Here is a 21,041-nt window from a genome sequence, read left to right as displayed (position 1 = left end):
CCTAAATTTTAAAATTTTCCTCGCAAACGCTCGCAAATTTCTAACGTTTTAAACTAGCAAGATATATAATTGCCTTATGAAAAAGGCGAATAATTTAAGCAAATTTGATAAAAAGGCGCTAAAGCTCCTCTTTGCGGTACTTTTCGTGCCGCTCTTCGTCTCGCTCGTTTTTATCTATGAGCTATCGGTGTATGACCGCTCGCGCGAGCTGCCTGCGGACGCGCAAAAGATCGGCCGCAGCGATTATTTCAACATCGGCGGCAAAATTTACCTACGCTCTTGGAACCTCGCTCCCTACGAGCTGGAGGGCGGCGCGGACGCGGCGAGCTTTCGCGCGCTTGATACCGGCAGATACTCCTACACAAATGTCGGAATGGACGCTAGTAGCGTATTTTGCGGCGCTCGCAAGATGTCGGGGCTGGATCCTGCGCGCACGCAAAAAATCGGCTCTCGCTACTACAGCGACGGGCGCGTGAGCTACTTCTGCTCGGACGTCACGCAGCGTACGGGCGGCGCGATAAGCTATATTTATAAAGTATTTTTCCACGCGTTCGGACTCTCCAAATGGCCGCAGGAGTACAACTACCCCTACGCTAGACTTGATACTAGCGCGCCCATCTCGCCGCTGACCGAGAGCCCTTACGTCGCCACGGACGGCGAGCGGGTATTTTACGAAGGTAAAATTTTAGCGGGTGCGGATGCAAAAAATCTAAAGCAGATAAGGCTAAAAATCATACACGAAGACGGTCCCGATTCGCCCGTGCACTTTCGCCCGGTCGATCGGTGGCTAAGCGACGGACGCAGCGTTTATGCGGACGGCGAGAGGCTAAATTTCACGCCTAGCGAGCAGATGTATCTCGTGGAGCCAAACGCCGGCATAGAGTTTCTTTATGATCCAAAGGCGGGCGCGGTGCTGATGAACGGCGAGAGATTTGATGCTGCAAACGAGCCCTATACGCCGCTAAATTTTCAGAGCGGGCATCAGGAATACATGCTGTTTGCGAGCAAAAACGGCATATTTTATCTAAGCAAGGATAAAATTTTAAATCGCCCGCGCGGCAGCGGCGCCGAGTGGCAGCTTAAAGACGCGTTTTGGTACGTTTATTATAAATTCGTCGGAGACGCCAGACGGTTAAGCGCGCTAAAAAGGGCGGGCGATAATCCGTTTAAAGGCGCCGTGCGGCAGATATCGGAGAAGCTTTTGAAGGACGACGTGGGATTTTACTATCTAAATTTCTACTCGCATAGCGTTTACGTCACGGGTCGCAGCGGCAGGCATCTGGATAAGCGGACAAATTTCATCGAGCTGCGAAAGATCACGCTTGGGGTACACGACGATGAGGTGATGGCGCAGATCGCGGACGAGGCGGCGCGAAACCCCGAAATGTCGCAGCAGGTCTTTATCGCGCAGGACGTGGAGTATGAAAACGGCGCGGCCTTTTATATGTATTGCCTCGCGGCGGTTTTATTGCTCGGAGCTTGGATTTACAGTCGCCTTAGAAAGCGCAGTTTGCGACGCGGTTAAATTTAGCGGTGCGACGGAAGGTAAATTTAGAGCGAGACAAAAATACTGACGTCGTGTTATCCAGCACACCCTTGGCTACGGAAGGTAAATTTTAAGAGCGGGACGGCACGGCGGAGCAGTAAATTTAATATAGTATTGCGGTTGCCAGCGCAGCAATGCGGCAAATTTATGGGCGTTGCGATTGCGGGTGCGGGCAGTGCGGTAAGCGGGATGCGATTGAATGTGTGCCAAAGTTTGCCGGTACCGAGTTGTCGGTTTATCGGCGCGCAGTAAGCTAGCTAGATAGTGCGAGGCGAAATGACAGCGCGGCAAAACGGCAACGACTTTTGCGCCGTTAAATCGTGCTACCTGGTTGTAGTCGGAATTTTGAAAATTGTGCGGATAAAGCTTTGGCTAAGATTTGCAAAACACCGCAAATGCGGTGTTTTATTTTAAACCGCCTTTGCCGCTTATCTAAATTTAAGGGGTAAGAATATAAACTTTAATATTCATAGCCTGGAAAATAGAATTTCTAGCGCTGTGTAAATTTCCTCCACTGGAGTTTGAAACTTGATTTTGATAGTGTTGCCGATCATGTTATAGGTGAGTGTAAATTTACTCCGCTGGAGTTTGAAACTGCCAAGAGCTAAAATAGAACGACGACAACGGCAAGGGTGTAAATTTTCTCCGCTGGAGTTTGAAACTTGATACTGCTACGAGACATCGAGGAAAAGCATTGGTGTAAATTTCCTCCACTGGAGTTTGAAACAGGCATTAGCCCCCCCCCTTTTTTTTAATAACACGTCGTATAGTGTGTAAATTTACTCCGCTGGAGTTTGAAACGCGCGTGAACTATATCTAAAAGGCTTTAGCGTCGAGCGTGTAAAATTTCCTCCACTAGAGTTTGAAACGGCATTCGTATTTTGGTAAGGAAGGATATTGCTGTTTTGTGTAAATTTCCTCCGTTGGAGTTTGAAACCTGCTGGCGCAAGAATTTGCGCCAAGAATCGGAAAGTGTAAATTTTCTCCGCTGGAGTTTGAAACGAGCAAAGCGCGATCGGCAAAGCCTATGAGGGCTGATGTAAATTTACTCCACTGGAATTTGAAACTGATTTTTCCGCTAATTCGCGGCTCATAGGCTCGGCGTGTAAATTCTCTCCGCTGGAGTTTGAAACCTACGGATTTCAAACCTTAAGCCCATAAAGATCGGCGCTTAAAGCACTGCTGCATTTTGTTACGCTTTGATTTGTGCTCCGCCTGATAAAATTTAGACCAAAAAACATATTATTGACAGCCCCGGCTCGGATCTTAGCGGATTTAAATTTTGTCGTACGTCAGGATCAATCATACCGACGTCAAAGCCCAGCTATCTAATGGATTTTAAATTTGCCGAGCGTTTAAAGAGTAAAAAGAGTAAATTATACCGGAGTTTTGCTCTAGCTCTCGATATAGGTTTTTAGTTTGCGGCCGATCTTTGGGTGTTTTAGCTTTTTGATCGCCGAGCTTTCGATCTGGCGGACGCGCTCGCGAGTGATATTGAGCTCCTTGCCGATCTCTTCAAGCGTGCGGTCGCTCTCGTCGTCAAGCAGTCCGAATCGCATGCGGATTACCGTGCGCTCGCGGTCATTAAGTTGTTCTAGGATGTCGTCTATCTGCTCTTTTAGGTCAGATTTTAAAATTTGCTCAATCGGCGAAACCGAGCTTTTGTCCTCGACGAAATCGCCGAATTTGCCGTCGTCCTCGTTTCCGATCGGCGCTTCCAGGCTGATCGGCTCCTTTGTGATTTTGATGACCTGCTTTACTTTATCGACGCTAAGGCCTACCTCTTGCGCGATGACGTTGATATCGGGCTCCTTGCCGCCCTCTTGCATATATTTGCGCGTGATTTTATTAATTCGATTTATCGTCTCGATCATATGGATCGGGATGCGGATCGTGCGTGCTTGGTCGGCGATGGCGCGGCTGATCGCCTGGCGGATCCACCACGTCGCATAGGTCGAAAATTTATAGCCGCGCTTGTATTCAAATTTATCCACAGCCTTCATAAGCCCGATATTACCCTCCTGGATGAGGTCTAAAAACGGCAGCCCGCGGTTCGTGTAGCGCTTGGCGATGGAGACGACCAGGCGCAGGTTGGACTTCGCCATGCGCGCCTTTGCGTTATCGCTGATGCGCTTGCCGCGCTTGATCTGCTCTAAAATTTCTTTCAGCCGCTCGGGCTCGAGGTTGAAGCTTTTTTTGCTAGCTTCTTTTGTCAAAAAGAGCTTTTTTATATCGACATAGGTCGAGACCATCGTAGCTTCCGGCACGCGCGCGATAATGTCGTCTTTGCTGAGCTTCGTGATCTCTTTTAGGATTTTTTTATGATTCTCACGCAGTTCGGCGCTAAACATCGGCAGCTTGTACTCTAAGCGCTTGAGCTCCTTTTCGAAGCCCTCGTCGCTTTTTAGCGCGGTCTCCATCGATTTTACGATCTCGGTGATGAGCTTGCTAGTTGGGCCCAGATCCATGAGCTTTTCTTTTAAAATTTTCTTTTTAAACGCCAAGTTTAGCTTCGATAAAATTCCCTTGCTCTGCTTAATCGCCTCGGCGTTTTTCTCGGCAAATTTCATCCAGTCCTTTTTGGCTTTTTCAAGAGCCTTGAAGCTTTCGATGACCTTTAGAGCGCGCTTATCGTTCTTTCTAGAGCGCTTTTGCTTCGCCTCGTCCTCATCCGTGCTCTCCTCCTCATCATCGTAATCATCCTCCGATAACTCCTCTTCGTCCTCGTCTTCACCTTCCTCGTCGCTGTCGTCAAAGCTCTTGAAAAGCTCCTTGACGCGGCGCTCGCGGTTGATGAGCGGCTCTTTGTAATCAAGTATAAAATCGATCAGATATGGCACGGAGCAAAACGCGTCGATGATGATGTCCTCGCCGAGCTCGATTTTTTTGCTGATCTCGATCTCTTCTTCTTTGGTCAGCAGCGGGATCTGTCCCATTTCGCGCAGATACATCCGCACCGGGCTGTCCGAACGGCTCCACTCCAAAAGCTCGACGTCGCTAGATAGGTCAAACTCCTCGTCCCAGCCCTCGTCCAGCAGCTTTTTTTGCGTGGCTTCTTTGAGCTTCGCGTCCTCTAAATTTTTGATTTTGGAGATTTCTGCGGCGGAGATCAGCTCAACGTCGAATTTTTTCGTAAGCGCTTCGACCTTCTTAACGGCCGTCGCGGTGGGGGCTTTGTCGAAAAATTTTATCAGTCTTTCGTAGGTGATGTAGCTTTTTTGATTTTCGTCGAAGAACTGCTCGATGGGCGTTAAGGCGTCTTTTGGGCTCGCCATAAAATCTCCTTGTGTCGTTGTGTATTTGGTTTTGGAAGATCGGATTATACCGAAACGCTCTTTATTTTTGCTTATATACGGTGCAAACCATCTAAATTTAATAATTTTTGAAATTCTAGAAATTAGGCTAAATTTTAAAATTTAGGTTATATTTTTAGCTAAATTTAAGATTGCTCACTAAAATTCCGCGTTCGCAAGACGTAAAACCGACGCGCCGAAACCCACTTCCTTTGCGCTGCTGCTTTAAAATTTAACGCTTCCGCACTTCCTATCTCTACGCCTTTGCGTTTAAATTTGGCCCTAAATTTCAAATAGGGGAATTCTGCCCTCGTATCGGAGCGATTGAGCGGATTTTAATAAATTTGTCGGTAAAATCGCGCATCTATTTTAAAATTTAAGGCGGAAATATGGCAAAAGTATGGAAATTCGGCGATGATATCGACACCGACATTATTATCGCGGCGCGCTACCTAAATACCTCCGATGCGGCGGTGCTTGCGACGCATATCATGGAGGATGCAGACAAGGATTTTTCGTCCAAAATCGCTCGCGGCGACATCATCGTAGCGGGGAAAAATTTCGGCTGCGGCAGCTCGCGCGAGCACGCTCCGATGGCGCTTAAGGCCGCCGGAATTTCATGCGTGATCGCAAAAAACTTCGCTAGGATTTTTTATCGAAACAGCTTCAACACGGGCTTTTTGATCCTCGAATGCGACGAGACGGACAAGATCGCGCAGGGCGACGAGCTTAGCATCGATCTAAAGGGCGGCGTAATTAAAAATTTAACTCAAAAAACTCAGTATAAATTCGGCGCAATCCCCGAGTTTATGCAAAAGCTACTCGACGCGGGCGGAGCGATAAATTATGCAAAAACAAAGATAAATTTGTAAGGAATTTGGATGAAAAAATACGACGTATGCGTGATAAAAGGCGATGGAATCGGCCCCGAGATCATTGAAGAGGCGATAAAAGTGCTTGATGCCGTAAGCCATAAATTTAATTTCGAGCTAAATTTTGACTACCGCTTGATGGGCGGCGCGGCGATCGACATTATGGGCGTTCCGCTTCCGGATGAAACGCTAAATGCCGCTAAATCAAGCGATGCGGTGCTTTTCGGTGCGATCGGCGGCGCTAAATGGGACGGCTTGCCGCGCGAGTTGCGCCCTGAAAGCGGACTGCTTAAAATCCGCAAAGAGCTTGGAGCTTTTGCAAATCTGCGTCCTGCGATGATTTTTGATGAGTTGATAAACGCTTCGACGCTAAAGCCTGAGATCATCAAAGGCGTCGATATAATGGTGGTGCGCGAGCTTACGGGCGGGATTTATTTCGGGCAGCCGCGCGCAAAAAACGAAAAGGATGCGCTAAATACGATGTGCTACAACGCCACCGAGATCGAGCGCGTCGCAAAAGTTGCCTTTGAGGCTGCGCTTTTGCGAAATAAAAAGATAACGCTCGTGGATAAGGCCAACGTGCTTGAAACAAGCCAGCTGTGGCGCGAGGTCGTAAGCGAGCTAGCCAAAAATTACGAGGGGATAAATTTGGAGTTTATGTACGTAGATAACGCCGCGATGCAGCTCGTGCGGGCGCCTGCGCAGTTCGACGTGATTTTGACGGAGAATTTATTCGGCGATATTTTAAGCGACGAAGCGAGTATGATCTGCGGCTCGATCGGGCTGCTTCCGAGTGCAAGTATCGGCGGTAAGGTAGGAATTTACGAGCCGATCCACGGCAGCGCGCCCGACATCGCGGGGCAGGGGATCGCAAATCCGATCGCTACGATCTTAAGTGCTGCAATGATGCTGAAATACGCATTCGGCGAGAATGAAGCGGCAGAAGCGATCGAGCTTGCCGTACGAGCCGTGCTTCGCGACGGATACCGCACCAAGGACATCGCGCAGTACGATGCCAAAGAAATTTGCTCGACTGCAGAGATCGGCTCGATCATCGCAGATTACGCGGCTAAGGCTTAGGAGCTAGCCTTGAATGGTGCGCTAGCATACGCTATGGAGCTTGAGAAAAAAGGCGATATCTACGGCGCAATGCGGATTTGCCGCGGTATTTTACGCGATAATCCGCAAGATGGCGATGCGGCTGTGCTTTTTGCGCGGATAAATTTAAATCATCGAGTAGGCTCGGGCGTTAATATGGCGATGCTGGAGCGCTTTTTAAGCGTCGATGCGAGCAAACAAGCGGAATTTAAGAGGTGGCTAATTGATGTATGAAAATGAACTGGAAGATATCATCGAAGCAGTAAATGAGATGAAAGCACAAAAGCGCGTGCAAGATTTGGCGGTGCAGCAAGAGGGGGCTGTGAATGCGAGCAGTACCGAAGCAGGATCGCAGGCTTCGCAGGATGCTTTAAGCCCCGCTTCTTTTGCGCCAGATCCCATTGCACCTGATGCCTTAAATTCCACATCTGCACCGGATATCGCTTCATCAAACGCGCAAAATTTCACTTCTTTGGATACTAAAAATTCCACTTCGCGCTTTGTTTCATCGAATGCTTTAAATTCCGTCCCAGATCATTCAAATGCCCTGGCACGCAAGAACTCTGCGCCTAGCGGCGCGGAATTTGCAGCGGACGCTACTTTAAAAAAATCTGCCGCAAAAGATGAAAATTTTACTTTTTCCAGCGAGGAGAATTTTAAAAATTCTGATCTTGCAGGCGGTCAAAATTCTGAGGCTTCCGCCTACCCAAACGGAGAGAATTTTAAAAATTCTGCTTCTGCAAGCGGCAAAAATTCCGCAAATTCGACCTTTGCAAACGATGAAATTTTAAAAAGCTCCACCGCAAAATTTGACAAAAGCTTGCGTGATTTATCGGGCATCGCAGGCGAAATTTACGATAGTCTAGGCAGCGATATGAATGGGTTTGTTTCGCCGCAAAGCAGGGACGCAAGCATAGCGCAAAGCTCTGCTGAAAGTAAAGATTTTGAATTAGCGCTAAATTCTACGGATGACGACTCCCAAAGTAAGCAAGATTTGACGCCTCGTATTTTAGGCGCGCATTTTAAGGAGCTAAGCAATGACGATTTTGGGCCTGGCTCTGATTTTAAAGAAAACGAAGCTGACGATTATTTCGGTACGGCGCATTCTAAAAAGCAGGATTTAGCGTCGCTTCAAGCTCAAAATTCCGTCGCGCTAGAGATCCGCAATGTTGCCGCGCAGCAGCAAAATTTCGTTTCGCAGCCACAGAATTTTACTATGCATGAGGCGCGAGACGATGAGCTCGCCACGCCGCAGCTTCGCAATTCCGCCAAGCAGGATATGCAAGTGGGAAGCCTTGCCTCTTATGGTGCTCAAAATTCCGCCGTGCGCCAGCCTGAAGCAGCGCGACATCTTGGGGCTGCGAGACAAGCGGGTGACAAATCAAAATATCTCGCAAATGCAGATTTTAAAATTTCAAGCGAAGCGGAGTTTTTGAGCGCGATAAAAGAGCGAATTTTAGTGCTTTTTGAGGGGCTGAACGCTTTTGAGAAGGGCGATTTGAACGCGCGTGTGGAGCTAAATTTAAAATTTATGGAATTTTTGCTTGCAAGTATCGAAAACCGACTTGAAAATCTATCAAAATGACGATTTCATCGCGCTTTTAGATTATCTTAAAAAATTTAGCTCGCGTATCTATCTAGTAGGCGGTTGCGTGCGCGATCATTTTTTGGGGCGGGCTAGCGCTGATGTGGATGTGGAGCTTTACGATGTGAGTCCGCACCGCTTTGAGCAAATTATGCAAGACTTCGGCGCACAGGGCGTCGGCAAGAGTTACTTCGTCTATAAATATAAAAATTTCGATGTTTCGCTGCCGCGCACCGAGAGCAAGACAGGCATCGGACACAAGGGCTTCAGTGTCGCTTTGGCTACGGACGAACATGAGGCTAGTAGGCGACGCGATTTTACGATTAATGCGATGATGATAGACGCTATAAGCGGTAAAGTTCTCGATTTTTACGGCGGGCTTGCGGATCTGCGCGCACGTATTTTGCGAGTGGTTGATCCGCACACTTTCGTGGAGGATAGCTTGCGCGTATATCGCGCGGTGCAGTTTGCTGCGAGATTTGAGCTTCGCGCCGAGCCGCACACCTTAGAACTTATGCACGGCATCGACGTTAGCGATCTTAGTTGCGAGCGCGTTAAAGCAGAGCTGATTAAATTTTTTCGTGCACCTGCGCACCGATATGGGATGATGCTAATGCAAGAGCTGGGGCTTTATGAGCGGGTTTTTGGATTGCGGATTGATCCGCGCACGCACGAGCGACTGATGCAATTCATAGAGCGTGGCGAATCTTTCGTGCGAAATGAAATGTTTTTTTTATATGCGTTTTTGAATTTTTTAGGATTAGATAAAGATAAAATTTTAAAGAATTTAGGGCTAAATTCTCTTTATAAAAGGCTACTTAGCGAGCCGTTTTTTAAGCGGGTAAGCGACGAACGGCTATGCAAAATCGCTCTAAAAATGCCGCTTAAGCAGTGGCTCGGGCTGTATTGTAAAGGTAGGGTGCAAGCATCAAAGCGGCTTGGGATTTGGGATAAGAAATTTAAGAGCTTGATTTGCGCTGGGGATGTCGCTCGCAACCTGCGCGGCGCTGCGATCGGCAAGGAGATTGAGAGGCTGCAAGAAGCGGAGATTAGGGCGTTCGTAGCGGCTTTAAAAGCGTAAATTTAGAGAGATTTCTGTAAAATCGCCGTTTTATTTAGGAGCTAGTTTTATGAAAAAATTCTATCGTCGCGACGAAATTTACGCGTTTTGCAAGAATGCTGCGTCTTTGCAAAAGTGCGCTTTTTGCTTTGATCGTAGGCAAAATCCCGTGATTTTTGCTGCGCGAAATTTTATCTTTTATGGCGAGCGAAATTTAAATTTTTGCGGCGTAAGATTTCATAGTGCAAAGCTTAGCTCGGTAGAATTTTATGACACAGAATTTTACCTATTAAAATTTCATCCGTCGTGCCGCCATACCGAAAAAGCCCACGAGGCGAAGTTTTATGGATCGAGAGAATTTCGCAGATCACATCGCTGCAGCGAGAAATTATACGAGCCGTGCAGCAGCGAGACGGAATTTCACGGCTCTCATTACAGCGAGATGAAATTTTGCAGATTAGGGCATCTTGGCACAAAATCTCACAGCCTGCGTCATATTAAACGCATTAAAGCAAAATTTAGCGAGCCGTATTGCGCGTCCTGTGCTATGGGAGTAGCTGTCGCGCCGCACCACAAAAAAATGCAAGAGCCATATCGCTGCAAAGAGATATCTGACGTCCTGCAGCGTCGCAAAATCATGAACCTAAATTTTATTTCACAGAATTTCAAATTACAGAATTTTGCCCATTCAAATTTGCAAGGCTTTACTGCGCGAAATCCCAAGCCGCGTAATTTAGCTTTTCGAAATTCTAAATCTCAAAACCTTGTCTCGCGGAATTTTAAATCGCAAAATTCTGCCCGTTCAAAATCGGTGATTTTTGATGTTTAATATCGTACTAGTCTATCCGCAGATCCACACAAACACGGGCTCCATCGGGCGTATGTGCGTCAATGCGAGCTGCCGCTTGCATCTGATCAAGCCGCTGGGATTCCTAATCGACGATAAGCATCTGCGCCGTGCGGGGCTCGATTATTGGGCGAACTTGAATCTTAAAATTTGGGAAAATTGGGACGAGTTTATGGCGGCGAACGATAAATTTAAGCAACGCTTTTTTTTTGCGACGACGAAGACGAACAAGCTCTACTATGAGGCAAAATTTCAGCCGGGCGATTTTTTGATTTTCGGCTCGGAGGGGCACGGACTGCCGCTTGAGATCATGCGCACAAAGCGCGAAAACTGCATCACGATCCCGATGAGCGGGGCGGGGCGCAGTTTAAATTTAGCTACCAGCGTGGGCATCGTAACCTACGAAGCGATCCGCCAAAATATCGATAAATTCGACTTTAGGAGCGCGGTTTGCGAGTTTTAGCGCTACTTTTTGCGATGTTTTTCTGCGGTGCGGGTGCGGCGGAGCTGAAAATCGCATCGTTTAACGTGCAAAATTTATTCGACGGCGTAAACGACGGCACGGAGTATGCGGACTTTGAGATCGGGCGCGGTGGTTGGAGCGAGCAAAAATACGAGCGCAAGCTGCAAGCGGTGGCGGATGAGATAAGCGCGCTTAATGCCGATATTTTGGGGCTGCAAGAGATCGAAAACGAAGCTGTGCTAAAAGCACTTGCTCAGAAAGCGGGCTATAAATTCTACGCTTTTTCGCGCGCACAGACTGCACCTGCGGGCGTGGCGGTGATGTCGCGCATACCGATAAAATTTCAAAAAACCTACCGCCCGATAGAGCTTAAAACTAGAGATATTTTGCGCGCTGATTTTGCGCTTGGCGGCGCTGATTTTAGCTTTTATGTCGTACATATGCTCTCTGCACGCAATCCGCTAAGCGAGCGCAAGCGCAATTTCGCCTTTTTGCGCGAGGTTTTGCAAGGGCACCAACGCGCTATCGTAGCGGGAGATTTTAATACGAATTTCGGGCGAAATTCTTTGCTAAACGAGCTTATCGAGCGCGATGGATTTAGTGATTTGTGGGCGCTGCATCCCTGCTCGCAGTTAAAGCATTTTAGCTCTTGTGAGTCTCATGAAAGCGGCGCGGTGCTCGATCATATCTTGCTTAGCGACGATTTTTTTAGTAGCGAGCCTGGATATAAAAAGGACAGCTTCGCGGTTGTTAAATCCTCTACCGCTTCTGATCATTTTCCGATTAGCTTCATTCTGACGAACGAAGGCGCTTTAAAATCTATGCCGAAAAAGCAAGAATTTTTAGCTAAAAATACTGCTAGTGCCGCAAAGACCGTCACGATAGAGGAGCTTTACGGGCGCATTATAAGTGAGCCTGTGCTGATAAAAGGCGTAGTCGTGAGTTTTACAAACCGCCATGGCTTTGCGATTTCTCAAGATGGAAGTGGAGTTTTTGTCTATGGCGGCAGCGGGCTACAGCTAGGCGATAAACTCGATCTGCTAGTAAAAAAGACGAAATTTTATAAGCAAAGCTTTGAGATCGACGATTTTGAGATCGTATATAGAAGCGGCAACGTAGGCTCTATCGCACCATACGTTTTGCCTAGCGCATCGGTGCGGCAGCTGCGCGCAGGAGATGTGATAAGCACGATCAAAGGCGACGTTGAAGACGGCATAATTGATCTAAAAAGCGCGGGCGAGTTTAGAATTTTTCGCAAAAGCGCTCCTGTGCAAAACGGCAAAAATTTAGAATTTAAAAATGCCTATTTTACGATTTATAAAGGGCAAAAGGAATTTATAGTAGAATGATACACGCCGTTATAACCGCACTTTTCGTGCTTTTTATGATATTTATGATCGTAGGATTTAACCGCGAAATGATGGAGAAAAACGAAAAACGAAATCAACGAAAAAAGGATAAAGATGGAACTACTCATTGAGATTGGGGTCGAGGAGCTGCCTGCGATCCCGTTTTTAAAAGAGCGTGCGAATATCGCGCCAAAATGGCGCGCGGTACTTGAGGCTAACCGCATAAATAGCGACTTTCGCTTCGAATTTAGCCCGCGTAGATTTGTGTTATTTCACGAGGATTTTCCGAAACGCGGCGATGATGCGCAGATCGTAAGCACGGGCGCGCCAAAATCCGTCGCGCTCAAAGACGGCGCATGGAGCCCTGCAGCGCTAAGTTTTGCTAAAAAATGCGGCATAAGCGAAAACGAGCTGGAATTTCGGCAGGTGGGCGGCAAAGAGGTGCTCTACCACGCTGCGGTGCAAAAGGGGCGTGATAGTCGTGAAATCCTAGGCGAAATGATAGAGGAGTTTTTACGATCGCTAAATTTTGGACGCGCGATGCGCTGGGGTAGCGGCGAGTTTGAGTTTATCCGTCCGATAAGAAGCATAGCCTGCGTTTTGGGCGGTCAAAACGTAGATTTTGAAATTTATGGCGTGCGAAGCGCGGCTGCATTTTTTCCGCACAGAAAATTTGGCTATGAAGCGATTAAATTTAAAGACGCCGCAGATTATTTCGCACTGCTGGAGCGTAACGGCGTAATTTTAAGCGAGCAAAAAAGAAAAGATAAAATTCTAAGCGAGTTTGCAAAGCTCGAGAAAAAGCATGGCTTTAAGATTGAGGTCGATCCTGCGTTGCTAGATGAAGTAACGGCGATCACCGAGTATCCGACGGCGCTGCTAGGCAGCTTTGAGCGAGATTTTTTAAGCGTGCCAAAAGAGGTCATTATCACTTCGATGAAGGAGAATCAGCGCTATTTTCCAGTTTTCGAGGGTAAAAACTTAAGCAATCACTTCGTTGTTGTTAGTAATGCGATCACCGATGATGATGAGCTTGTAGTACGCGGCAATGAAAAAGTTTTACGCGCGCGCCTAAGCGATGCTATGTTTTTTTGGAAAAGCGATTTGCAAGCGGAATTTAGCCCTGAAAAACTTAAGCAAATTTCCTATATGCAAGCCCTTGGCTCGGTTTATGATAAGCAAGTGCGCGAGCTAGCGGTAGCAAAGGCACTGAGCGCGGATTATGCTACGCAGATTGAGGCGGAGATCGGCAAAAAGGATTTTGCGCAGGATATAGAAAATGCCGTAATGTTTAGTAAAACAGATCTTAGCAGCACGATGGTGGGCGAATTTAGCGAGCTTCAAGGCATTATGGGCAGCTACTATGCCGCACACGCTGGACTGGCAGATCATGTATGCCGCGCGATACGCGAGCAATATCTGCCTAGCGGCGAGGATAGCGAGCTGCCAAGCGGTGTATTTAGTAGCGTAATCGCTGTGGCGATGAAATTTGAAACGCTCCTGGGGCTTTTTAGTATCAATAAAGTTCCAAGCGGCAATAAAGATCCGTATGCACTTCGCCGCGCAGCTACGGGGCTAATTAAAATTTTACTAAATCAAGGATTGAGCTTTGATGCGAATACGCTGGCGCAAAAGCTGGCGCCAAATTATAAGAAATTTGACATTTCTAAGCTGCTGGATTTTATAAAAGATAGGTTATACGGAATTTTTGACGAAATAAATCCGTCCGTGATCAAGGCGTGCATCGCAAGCGGCGAAAACGATCTATTACGACTAAGCAAGGCCATAAAGGCGCTGGGCGAGATCGCAGCAGCAGCGGATTTCGGGGAAAATTTCGCGACTTTTAAGCGCCTAGCCAATATCATCAAGGACGAAAAAATAGGCGCGGTGGACGAAAGCCTATTCGAACACGATGCTGAGCGTGCGCTAAATGCGGCGTTCAGGGCGATTAAGCTCAACGAAAACGACGTGAGTGGGTATCTGCGCTCACTATTTGGGCTTAAAGGCGTGATTGATGATTTTTTCGATAATGTGATGATAAACGTCCAGGATGCCGCGATACGCGCAAATCGTATCGCAAATATCGGGCAAATTTATCGCGCGTTTTTGCAGTTTGCCGATATCAAAGAGATAGGATTTTAATTTTACTTAGAGCTCATTTGCCCAAGGTTTGCGCGAACCTTGGGCAAAATTTTACCGCGCAAAGGAGCGCAAATGCTAATCATCAACGCAAAATTACCAACTAAAAATCTAAAAATCACAAAATCTCTCTCGCAGCTGATTCAGGGCTTTCTTTATCGCTATCTGCCGGCTTCAGAGCACGTAGGATACAGGCACGAATCAAGCGGTAAAATTTTTAAACGCACGGTGTTTGATTTTATCTTGCGAGGAGAGGATTTGCGCGTGCGATTTGCTTCATGCGAGCCGGAGTTTGAACGTAAAATCGCGCTAGCAGTGCTAAAAGACGGGCTAAGCTTGGGTGAAATTCTATTTACGCAAACTACCGTCGAAGCAAAAAATCATAAAATTTGCGAGAACGAAGCTATTGTGCAAGGCTACGTGGCGTGCGCAGTAAGCGGGCTTTTGGGGCATAAAGTCTATTTGCAGCCGCAAGATAGCAGGCATTTAGAGATGATGAAGACAAATATTTTACAGCGATTTGAAACGATTATGGAGCGAAAATATGATGGCGAAATGGAGTTAAATTTATTGTGGCAAAAGCCGGGTGAGTCTGTGAAATTCTATTATGGCAACAATCGCGAGCCGGTATATGCGTGGCAAGCAAGATGGAAAATTGTAGCTAGGGCTGAACTAATAAATTTGATCCTTGGCACGGGCGCTGGAAGTGGGTGTATGAACTACGGAGTAGGGGTTTTGGGGGTTGTAAAGCAAAAAGAATAAGGTCACAACCTTTAAAACAATAATTTTAAATCCCAACGGGAAACCTTATTCTTTAATCTGCATTATAGTGTGCATTTTGTGTATATTTTTTAGCCCTATCGTAGATGTTAAAATATTTGACATAAATTTTGGGCAGATAGAGTTCAGTATTTATTGCAATTAGTTTTGAATCACAATAAAATATGCCTCTTAATGCCTTAATCTTATTCTGATTTCAAATCTAGAATAATTTTAGAAATATTTAAGTAAAATGGTCGTAAAATTAACTAAAATACTTAAGGTAAAAATAAGATATGGGATTAGCTCATAAACTCTATAAAATTGGCAGCCTGCTAAGTGACGACGATGTTAAGGCTATGATTAAAAGTTCCAATTTTAAGGATAGTGACCATATAACTTTGGCTATTGATTTTAAAATTGAGAACGGGAGGCTTCTTAGTACTCCAAAACTATCACGAACTTCATTAGACACCATAAAAACATTTTTTACAAAAAAGATAGGTGGAACTAGTAATTCATATTATTTATACCCAAACTACGAGTATCAAAACGAAAAAGATTTATATAAAAAATTCCAAGCTATTTCGCATACCTTACAAAATTCCATTTTAATCTATTCAAATCCACAAAATCATAGTTTAGCAAAGATTGTTTTTGATTATATAGATAACTACAAAAATGATGAGCTTGGATTGAAAGACTTTAAGCAAGGCGATTATTTTCTGATTTTACTTATAAATGGCAAAAGTTTTTATGAGCTCATGCCGGAAGTTTTGCAAAATTATCTTAATGAATTTGTAAAGCCTCATATAGAGGACAAAAAAGGGAACGCTTTTTTAAAGGAACAGATAGATATTGTTACCCAAGAAAAAGAACCTTGCGGGTATGATCCGAATGTCAAGTTTTTTACTATGGATAATTATGATGACAAATTTAAAGAGCAATCCATAAGCCGTCTTCCTATGTCAAAAAATACGGCAAAATCGGTCAAAAAAGGCTGGATGTATGCGATAAACAATCTTAAATTTTATTACAAAGGATTAGAATATATAATAATTCCGTCTATGGTAAATTTTGACGAAGATATTTTTAAGGAAATGATAAATTTTCTTGAGAAATCAAATACTTTAAGTGATGAAGCTGCTAGGGAAGAGAGCTTTATTAGAAAATTGAATAAGCAAATAGAAAATTTCAAATATATTAATAGTTTTACGCTCGATATATTCTTTACGGAGGTGAATGTTACCAATTTATCTGTTAAAATATTTGCTACTCTTGAAGATGTTTTGCCAAGCAGGATAAGAAAGGTAGCGAATTTGATGCAAGAAGAACATATTACGGATGCTATGAAACGATTTCAAGACGAGGATGATGATATTAGATTTGTATATTTAAAGGATTATTTTAGGATTACGGAACAGTTTGCTATATCTACAAATAGCATTGCAAATTTGAAAAATAAAATTTTACAAGAAAAAATATATTTAGCAAAATTGCTTTTAGGATATTTAAAAATAAGTTATCTGGAAGTTTTAAAGCGTTTTGAGCACTTTAGAGAGTTTGACGGTGAAAATAAAAGTAAATTGAAAGATGGCATAAAAGAGTGGATAATGTATCCGAATGTTTTTGTAGAGAACGAAAACAAGGTTTTAAAATTTTTAAAAGATATAAATGCAATAAGGATGTAGAATGGAACTTTTTTCTGAATATTTTGAAAAATTATTGCTTGAGCAACCCGATTATTTTGAGAATGGCTTAATAAAAGGAGCTTATTTAATAGGCGCTTATTCAAAAGGTATTATCGATAGTTCGTATAATCCTAACGGGAAAGTTGTAAAAAAGAACGAGACGTTTAAAAAATGGTTATCGACCAAAAGAATAACGGAATCAAATTTAAAAGCTATTTTTAATAAAGCAACCTATTTTGAGAAGCTATTTAGTCTAAATACTCCCAAGAACAATGATTTATCACAATTAGTTACCACTTATTTTATATACCCGAAAAATATAAGAGTAGCTCAACAGGAGATTTCTTTTGCTTTCATTAAAGGGTTTAATGATTATGCAAAATTTAAAAAAGAAAATCAAAAACAAGGAGAAGACAATGAGTGAGTTGGCAAAGCATAGTGAAATTTTATTTTTATGGGATGCAAAAATGACTAATCCTAACGGCGACATGCTAAACGATAATGCACCAAGATACGATGAAAGCGATAGAAGGGCCGTCGTTAGCGATGTTAGAGTAAAAAGAACGATTAGAGATGATCTGCAATATAGAAAAGGTAAAACTGTATTTGTAAATAACGCAGAGCAGGTACAATCGGCAGAAACCAGATTTGCTGAGTTGAAGAGTGCTTTAAATGAAAAAGATGATAAAAAAGTTTTTTTAAGCTGCATTGACAATAGACTTTTTGGAGGAGTGGCACCCAAAAGTAATCTTCAAATTATAGGTACAGTGCAATTTTCTTGGGCTAAATCACTAAATGAAACAGAGACTATTTTATCACAAGGAACCGGCGCTTTCGGTAAAGACAATAGCTTAAATAAGACATTTAGAACCGATAATTATATACCTTATGGGCTGTTTGCAATGTACGGTACTATAAATTCTCTAAGTGCCGATAAAACGAACGCGAGCGAAGAAGATGTTGCCGATATGCTTGATTCTATGTGGCAAGGCACCAAGTTGCTCAACACTAGGAGTAAAGTCGGACAAAAACCAAGAATGCTTATAAGGATTATCTACAAAGATACTTATATGATAGGGCTACTTGACGAGCTTGTAAGTATAGATAATGAAAACTCTCAACAGCTTCGTACTTTTAGCGAATGTGAATTAAATTTCTCGGCTCTTGTAAGGTCGTTAAAAAATATGAGTCAAAAAATAGAAAAAGTAGTAGTTTTTTATGATGATTCGGCTAAAAAGTATCTGGACAATTTTAAAAATTTAAATATAAATTTAGAGGTCAAAGAACTGTAATGTTTGCATTTAAAATTTGGGGTAAATTTGCTTGTTTTAGAGATCCTTTGGGGATTAGTCAAAATATCACTTTACCCATCCCTCCAAAAACTACGGTTTGTGGTATGTTGGCAGCTGTACTTGGCATAGATAACTATTTAAATGATGATAGATTTGACGACTTTAAATATAGCGTAATCTCATGTGCTCCTATTTTGAAAAAGAGTTTTTCGCAAAATTATATAAACGACTATACGAAATTTACAAAGTCTCATCTAAATAGTTTGCTTAAATTTGATATGCAAAAAATCTCGCTTGGTTTGCGTGACGATAGAGCTCCTCAAAAACCAATAAATAGAGAACTCTTGATTTATCCTAAGTATATAATTTTTATTGATAAATTTAAGCTCGAAGACGAAGTGATTCATAATCTAAAAAATAGAATTTGTAAATTTTCATTTTATCTTGGCAATAGCGAATTTGCGGGCAATTTCGAATTCATAGAAATAACAAAATATGGAGAGAAAAAATTTGATGAAATAAATATAGATTCGTTCGTGCTTCAAGATGACGTAAAAAATATAGATTTTGAAGAAGGTATTTTATATTCTCCGATTAGTTTTGCGAGTGTTTTAACGCCAGAGAGGTCTCCTGCTTCGGGCGTAAATTTAATATTATCTAACAAGCAAATAAAAGCTAGAGATATTAAGATTTACGAGATAGTTTGCGTCGATGAAATTTATCATTGTAGATTTGTATAATGCAAATTTCAAACTCTTTTAACTCGCATCCTAAAAAATCATACAATTTTCATGTAAAAAATATAAGCGATAGTTTTGATGAAAGTGATCATAAGGAGACGGCATCCTTTCACGATATTGCTAAGATTGCACAGAGATTTCAAGATTATATAAATTTAGAAGTAGAAAATTTTGCCTCAAAAGAGGACTTTGAAAAAGCCCAACAAAAGCTAAAAACAACGCATACTCTAGAGAGTGCTTTTATATATTTTTTTATTAGAGTCGATAAAGATATAAATTTTTTAGCTAATTTTTTTACTATTCTAAAACATCATTCCGATTTGCCCGATCTTAAATCTTTCTTTAGAGAACTAGGCAATATAAAAGCAAAAATAAAAGATAAATTTAAAAAGATAGATGAAGTGATTTGTAGATCGAATTTAGAGATAAAGCCCGATGTTAATGATTTTATTGGCTGTTTTTTGGATTTAGAGGCCGAGCTGGAAAAATACCAAATTTTAGATAACTACTTTATTTTTAAGAAGCGCTATTCGAGGCTTATTTTGGCAGATAAATTTGAAGCTATTTTTTCTAAATCCTATAAAAATGTAGAAATTTTAAGTGAAGAAAAAATAGATCTTTATCTTAATAAGATAGAAGATATTATAACCTCAAAGCAAACTGGCAGTAAAAACAAATACAGAACAAAAGCGAAGGAACTTATTTTTCAAAATTTTAATCATAATACGCAAAAAGATAAGTTTTTGATTAAAGCGCCCACCGGTATAGGGAAAACGTTTTTGGCCCTAAATTTAGCACTGCAAATAGCTAAAATAAAAGGCGATAAAAGACGAATTATAACAGCTATACCATTTACCTCTATTATAGATCAAACACATAGCGAATATCAAAAGATAATATCGGATCAAAACGTACTAAAATATCATCACCTAACAAGCTATAAAAGTAGTAAAAGAGATAAAGAAAAAGATAATGAAGATGAGCAAGAGCAGTTTATGCAAAAAGTATTTTTGGCTGATATTTGGCATGAGAATTTTATCGTTACGACTTTCAATCAGCTATTTTACGTATTTTTTTCAAATCACAATAGAGATAATTTAAAACTAGAAACTTTGCGAGATAGTGTTATCATAATAGACGAGATACAAAATATCCCAAGAGTTTTATTGAGGCCGATTTCTGCCGCTTTTAATGAATTTACAAAAAGATACAATATCCACTTTATACTTATGTCTGCGACTATGCCTCATATTGCAGCAGAGCTTGAAAATTTTACTGAGCTTTCAAGCCCTGTTTTATACGAGCGAGATAGGGATAGATATGAGCTCGTTTATAAGCCAAATTTAAACGATTTTGACATCCTAAAAGATGAAATTTTAGCCCATAAAGATCAAAGAGTACTCTGTGTCGTAAATACCATCTCAAAAGCTAAAAAGCTATATGAAGTCATAAAAAGCAAAAGCGAGAATAAAGATAGCGTCTATCTTTTGACTACGCACCAAATTCCACTTCACAGAGTTGAGATTATTGACGAGATAAAAGTTAAATTAAGTAGTGGTAAAAAGATTATCTTGATTGCAACGCAGCTGATCGAGGTGGGAGTCGATCTTAGCTTTGATATAGGTTTTCGAGAGTTTGCCCCCTTTGGCTCTATTATTCAAGCTGCGGGTAGAGTAAATCGTGAAGGCTTGTCAGATAGGCCTGCAAAAGTTATAGTTTTTGATTATTTAGAAGGTAAATCATTCCCATATCACGATACGGATCTGCAAGAGGATAAGATAAAGGAAATTCTATCGCAAAATATAAAAGAGAGCGAAATTTATAATGTCCTAGAGAGCTATTTTGAAAGTACAAAGAATGAAACGACTAGTGTAGATTTATTGCAATACGCTAAAAACCTGGAATTTCAAACATTATTTAAAAAATTTAATGAAAATTTTATGCCAAAACAGGAGTGGAAGGTTTCAATTTTTGTAGAGCAGTATAGTGGGCATTTCGACAAGTTTTTAGATAATCGGGATAAATTGTTACAATCAAATGACGATAAATTTGAAATTATTGCAGAAATTAAAGATTCGGAAAAAGATTTGGGATTATATACGATATCCGTTGGTAAAAATTTACTAGAAGAACTTAAAAAAGATTATAAAATTACTTTAAAAGATTATTTTGGCAGATATATTTTACCGCCAGGCAATTTCTATAATAAATTCTATGGTTTCCTTCCTAAACTTACGATTGCCGAAGAGGTATTCGACTAATGTTTTGCAAAGACCAAATCACCGGCACGCTTGTGAATTATTACGT

Annotated in this window: 18 protein-coding genes; 17 read left to right on the top strand and 1 reads right to left on the bottom strand. The window is 42.5% G+C overall.

Annotation, left to right across the window (positions count from 1 at the left end; translation table 11 throughout):
* The first annotated feature begins 76 nt into the window (after positions 1–76).
* Complete coding sequence (locus Q0140_RS10525) at positions 77–1,525, top strand: DKNYY domain-containing protein (RefSeq protein ID WP_297964379.1); 1,449 nt, start codon at positions 77–79, stop codon at positions 1,523–1,525.
* 1,415 nt (positions 1,526–2,940) lie between these two features.
* On the opposite strand, the gene rpoD is transcribed toward Q0140_RS10525, so the two are convergent.
* On the bottom strand, positions 2,941–4,821 hold the full coding sequence (gene rpoD / locus Q0140_RS10520) for an RNA polymerase sigma factor RpoD (protein ID WP_297964377.1): 1,881 nt from the start codon (positions 4,819–4,821) through the stop codon (positions 2,941–2,943).
* Between the two features lie 407 nt (positions 4,822–5,228).
* On the opposite strand from rpoD, the gene Q0140_RS10515 reads away from it, so the two are divergent.
* The 16 genes from Q0140_RS10515 to cas3 all read left to right on the top strand — a co-directional run bounded on the left by Q0140_RS10515 (position 5,229) and on the right by cas3 (position 20,995).
* A complete protein-coding gene (locus Q0140_RS10515; RefSeq protein WP_297880232.1) occupies positions 5,229–5,711 on the top strand; it encodes a 3-isopropylmalate dehydratase small subunit in 483 nt (160 codons plus the stop codon).
* 9 nt (positions 5,712–5,720) lie between these two features.
* On the top strand, positions 5,721–6,791 hold the full coding sequence (gene leuB / locus Q0140_RS10510) for a 3-isopropylmalate dehydrogenase (protein ID WP_297964375.1): 1,071 nt from the start codon (positions 5,721–5,723) through the stop codon (positions 6,789–6,791).
* 9 nt (positions 6,792–6,800) lie between these two features.
* Complete coding sequence (locus tag Q0140_RS10505) at positions 6,801–7,043, top strand: hypothetical protein (RefSeq protein ID WP_297881728.1); 243 nt, start codon at positions 6,801–6,803, stop codon at positions 7,041–7,043.
* Positions 7,033–8,394: a hypothetical protein gene (locus tag Q0140_RS10500; RefSeq protein ID WP_297964373.1), complete on the top strand. Its 1,362-nt coding sequence runs from the start codon at positions 7,033–7,035 to the stop codon at positions 8,392–8,394. Before Q0140_RS10505 ends, Q0140_RS10500 begins: the two co-directional genes overlap by 11 nt.
* Positions 8,375–9,475: a CCA tRNA nucleotidyltransferase gene (locus Q0140_RS10495; RefSeq protein ID WP_297964371.1), complete on the top strand. Its 1,101-nt coding sequence runs from the start codon at positions 8,375–8,377 to the stop codon at positions 9,473–9,475. Before Q0140_RS10500 ends, Q0140_RS10495 begins: the two co-directional genes overlap by 20 nt.
* Before the next feature lie 49 nt (positions 9,476–9,524).
* Complete coding sequence (locus tag Q0140_RS10490) at positions 9,525–10,283, top strand: hypothetical protein (RefSeq protein WP_297964369.1); 759 nt, start codon at positions 9,525–9,527, stop codon at positions 10,281–10,283.
* Entirely contained in the window at positions 10,276–10,764 is a 489-nt protein-coding gene (locus tag Q0140_RS10485; RefSeq protein ID WP_297880829.1) for a tRNA (cytidine(34)-2'-O)-methyltransferase, read from the top strand. Before Q0140_RS10490 ends, Q0140_RS10485 begins: the two co-directional genes overlap by 8 nt.
* Positions 10,752–12,113, top strand: coding sequence for an endonuclease/exonuclease/phosphatase family protein (locus Q0140_RS10480; RefSeq protein ID WP_297964367.1), 1,362 nt, complete (start codon positions 10,752–10,754; stop codon positions 12,111–12,113). The genes Q0140_RS10485 and Q0140_RS10480 overlap by 13 nt, the downstream gene beginning before the upstream one ends.
* A complete protein-coding gene (locus Q0140_RS10475; RefSeq protein ID WP_291937682.1) occupies positions 12,110–12,244 on the top strand; it encodes a hypothetical protein in 135 nt (44 codons plus the stop codon). The genes Q0140_RS10480 and Q0140_RS10475 overlap by 4 nt, the downstream gene beginning before the upstream one ends.
* Positions 12,228–14,255 carry a glycine--tRNA ligase subunit beta gene (gene glyS / locus Q0140_RS10470; RefSeq protein ID WP_297964365.1) on the top strand — a complete coding sequence of 676 codons (2,028 nt, stop codon included), beginning with the start codon at positions 12,228–12,230 and terminating at the stop codon, positions 14,253–14,255. Before Q0140_RS10475 ends, glyS begins: the two co-directional genes overlap by 17 nt.
* Positions 14,256–14,327: 72 nt before the next feature.
* Entirely contained in the window at positions 14,328–15,014 is a 687-nt protein-coding gene (locus tag Q0140_RS10465; RefSeq protein WP_297964363.1) for a CRISPR-associated endoribonuclease Cas6, read from the top strand.
* A gap of 293 nt (positions 15,015–15,307) precedes the next feature.
* Complete coding sequence (locus Q0140_RS10460; RefSeq protein WP_297964361.1) at positions 15,308–16,702, top strand: TM1802 family CRISPR-associated protein; 1,395 nt, start codon at positions 15,308–15,310, stop codon at positions 16,700–16,702.
* A gap of 1 nt (position 16,703) precedes the next feature.
* Positions 16,704–17,126, top strand: coding sequence for a hypothetical protein (locus Q0140_RS10455; RefSeq protein WP_297964359.1), 423 nt, complete (start codon positions 16,704–16,706; stop codon positions 17,124–17,126).
* Positions 17,119–17,994 carry a type I-B CRISPR-associated protein Cas7/Csh2 gene (cas7b, locus tag Q0140_RS10450; RefSeq protein WP_297964357.1) on the top strand — a complete coding sequence of 292 codons (876 nt, stop codon included), beginning with the start codon at positions 17,119–17,121 and terminating at the stop codon, positions 17,992–17,994. Before Q0140_RS10455 ends, cas7b begins: the two co-directional genes overlap by 8 nt.
* Entirely contained in the window at positions 17,994–18,734 is a 741-nt protein-coding gene (locus tag Q0140_RS10445) for a CRISPR-associated protein Cas5 (protein ID WP_297964355.1), read from the top strand. Before cas7b ends, Q0140_RS10445 begins: the two co-directional genes overlap by 1 nt.
* Positions 18,734–20,995, top strand: coding sequence for a CRISPR-associated helicase Cas3' (gene cas3 / locus Q0140_RS10440; RefSeq protein ID WP_297964353.1), 2,262 nt, complete (start codon positions 18,734–18,736; stop codon positions 20,993–20,995). Before Q0140_RS10445 ends, cas3 begins: the two co-directional genes overlap by 1 nt.
* Positions 20,996–21,041 lie beyond the last annotated feature (46 nt).

The sequence above is a fragment of the uncultured Campylobacter sp. genome (assembly GCF_938045405.1).
Classification (GTDB): Bacteria; Campylobacterota; Campylobacteria; order Campylobacterales; family Campylobacteraceae; genus Campylobacter_B.
Note: the sequence above shows the minus strand (reverse complement) of the source record. Positions and strands in the feature narration are given on the sequence as shown.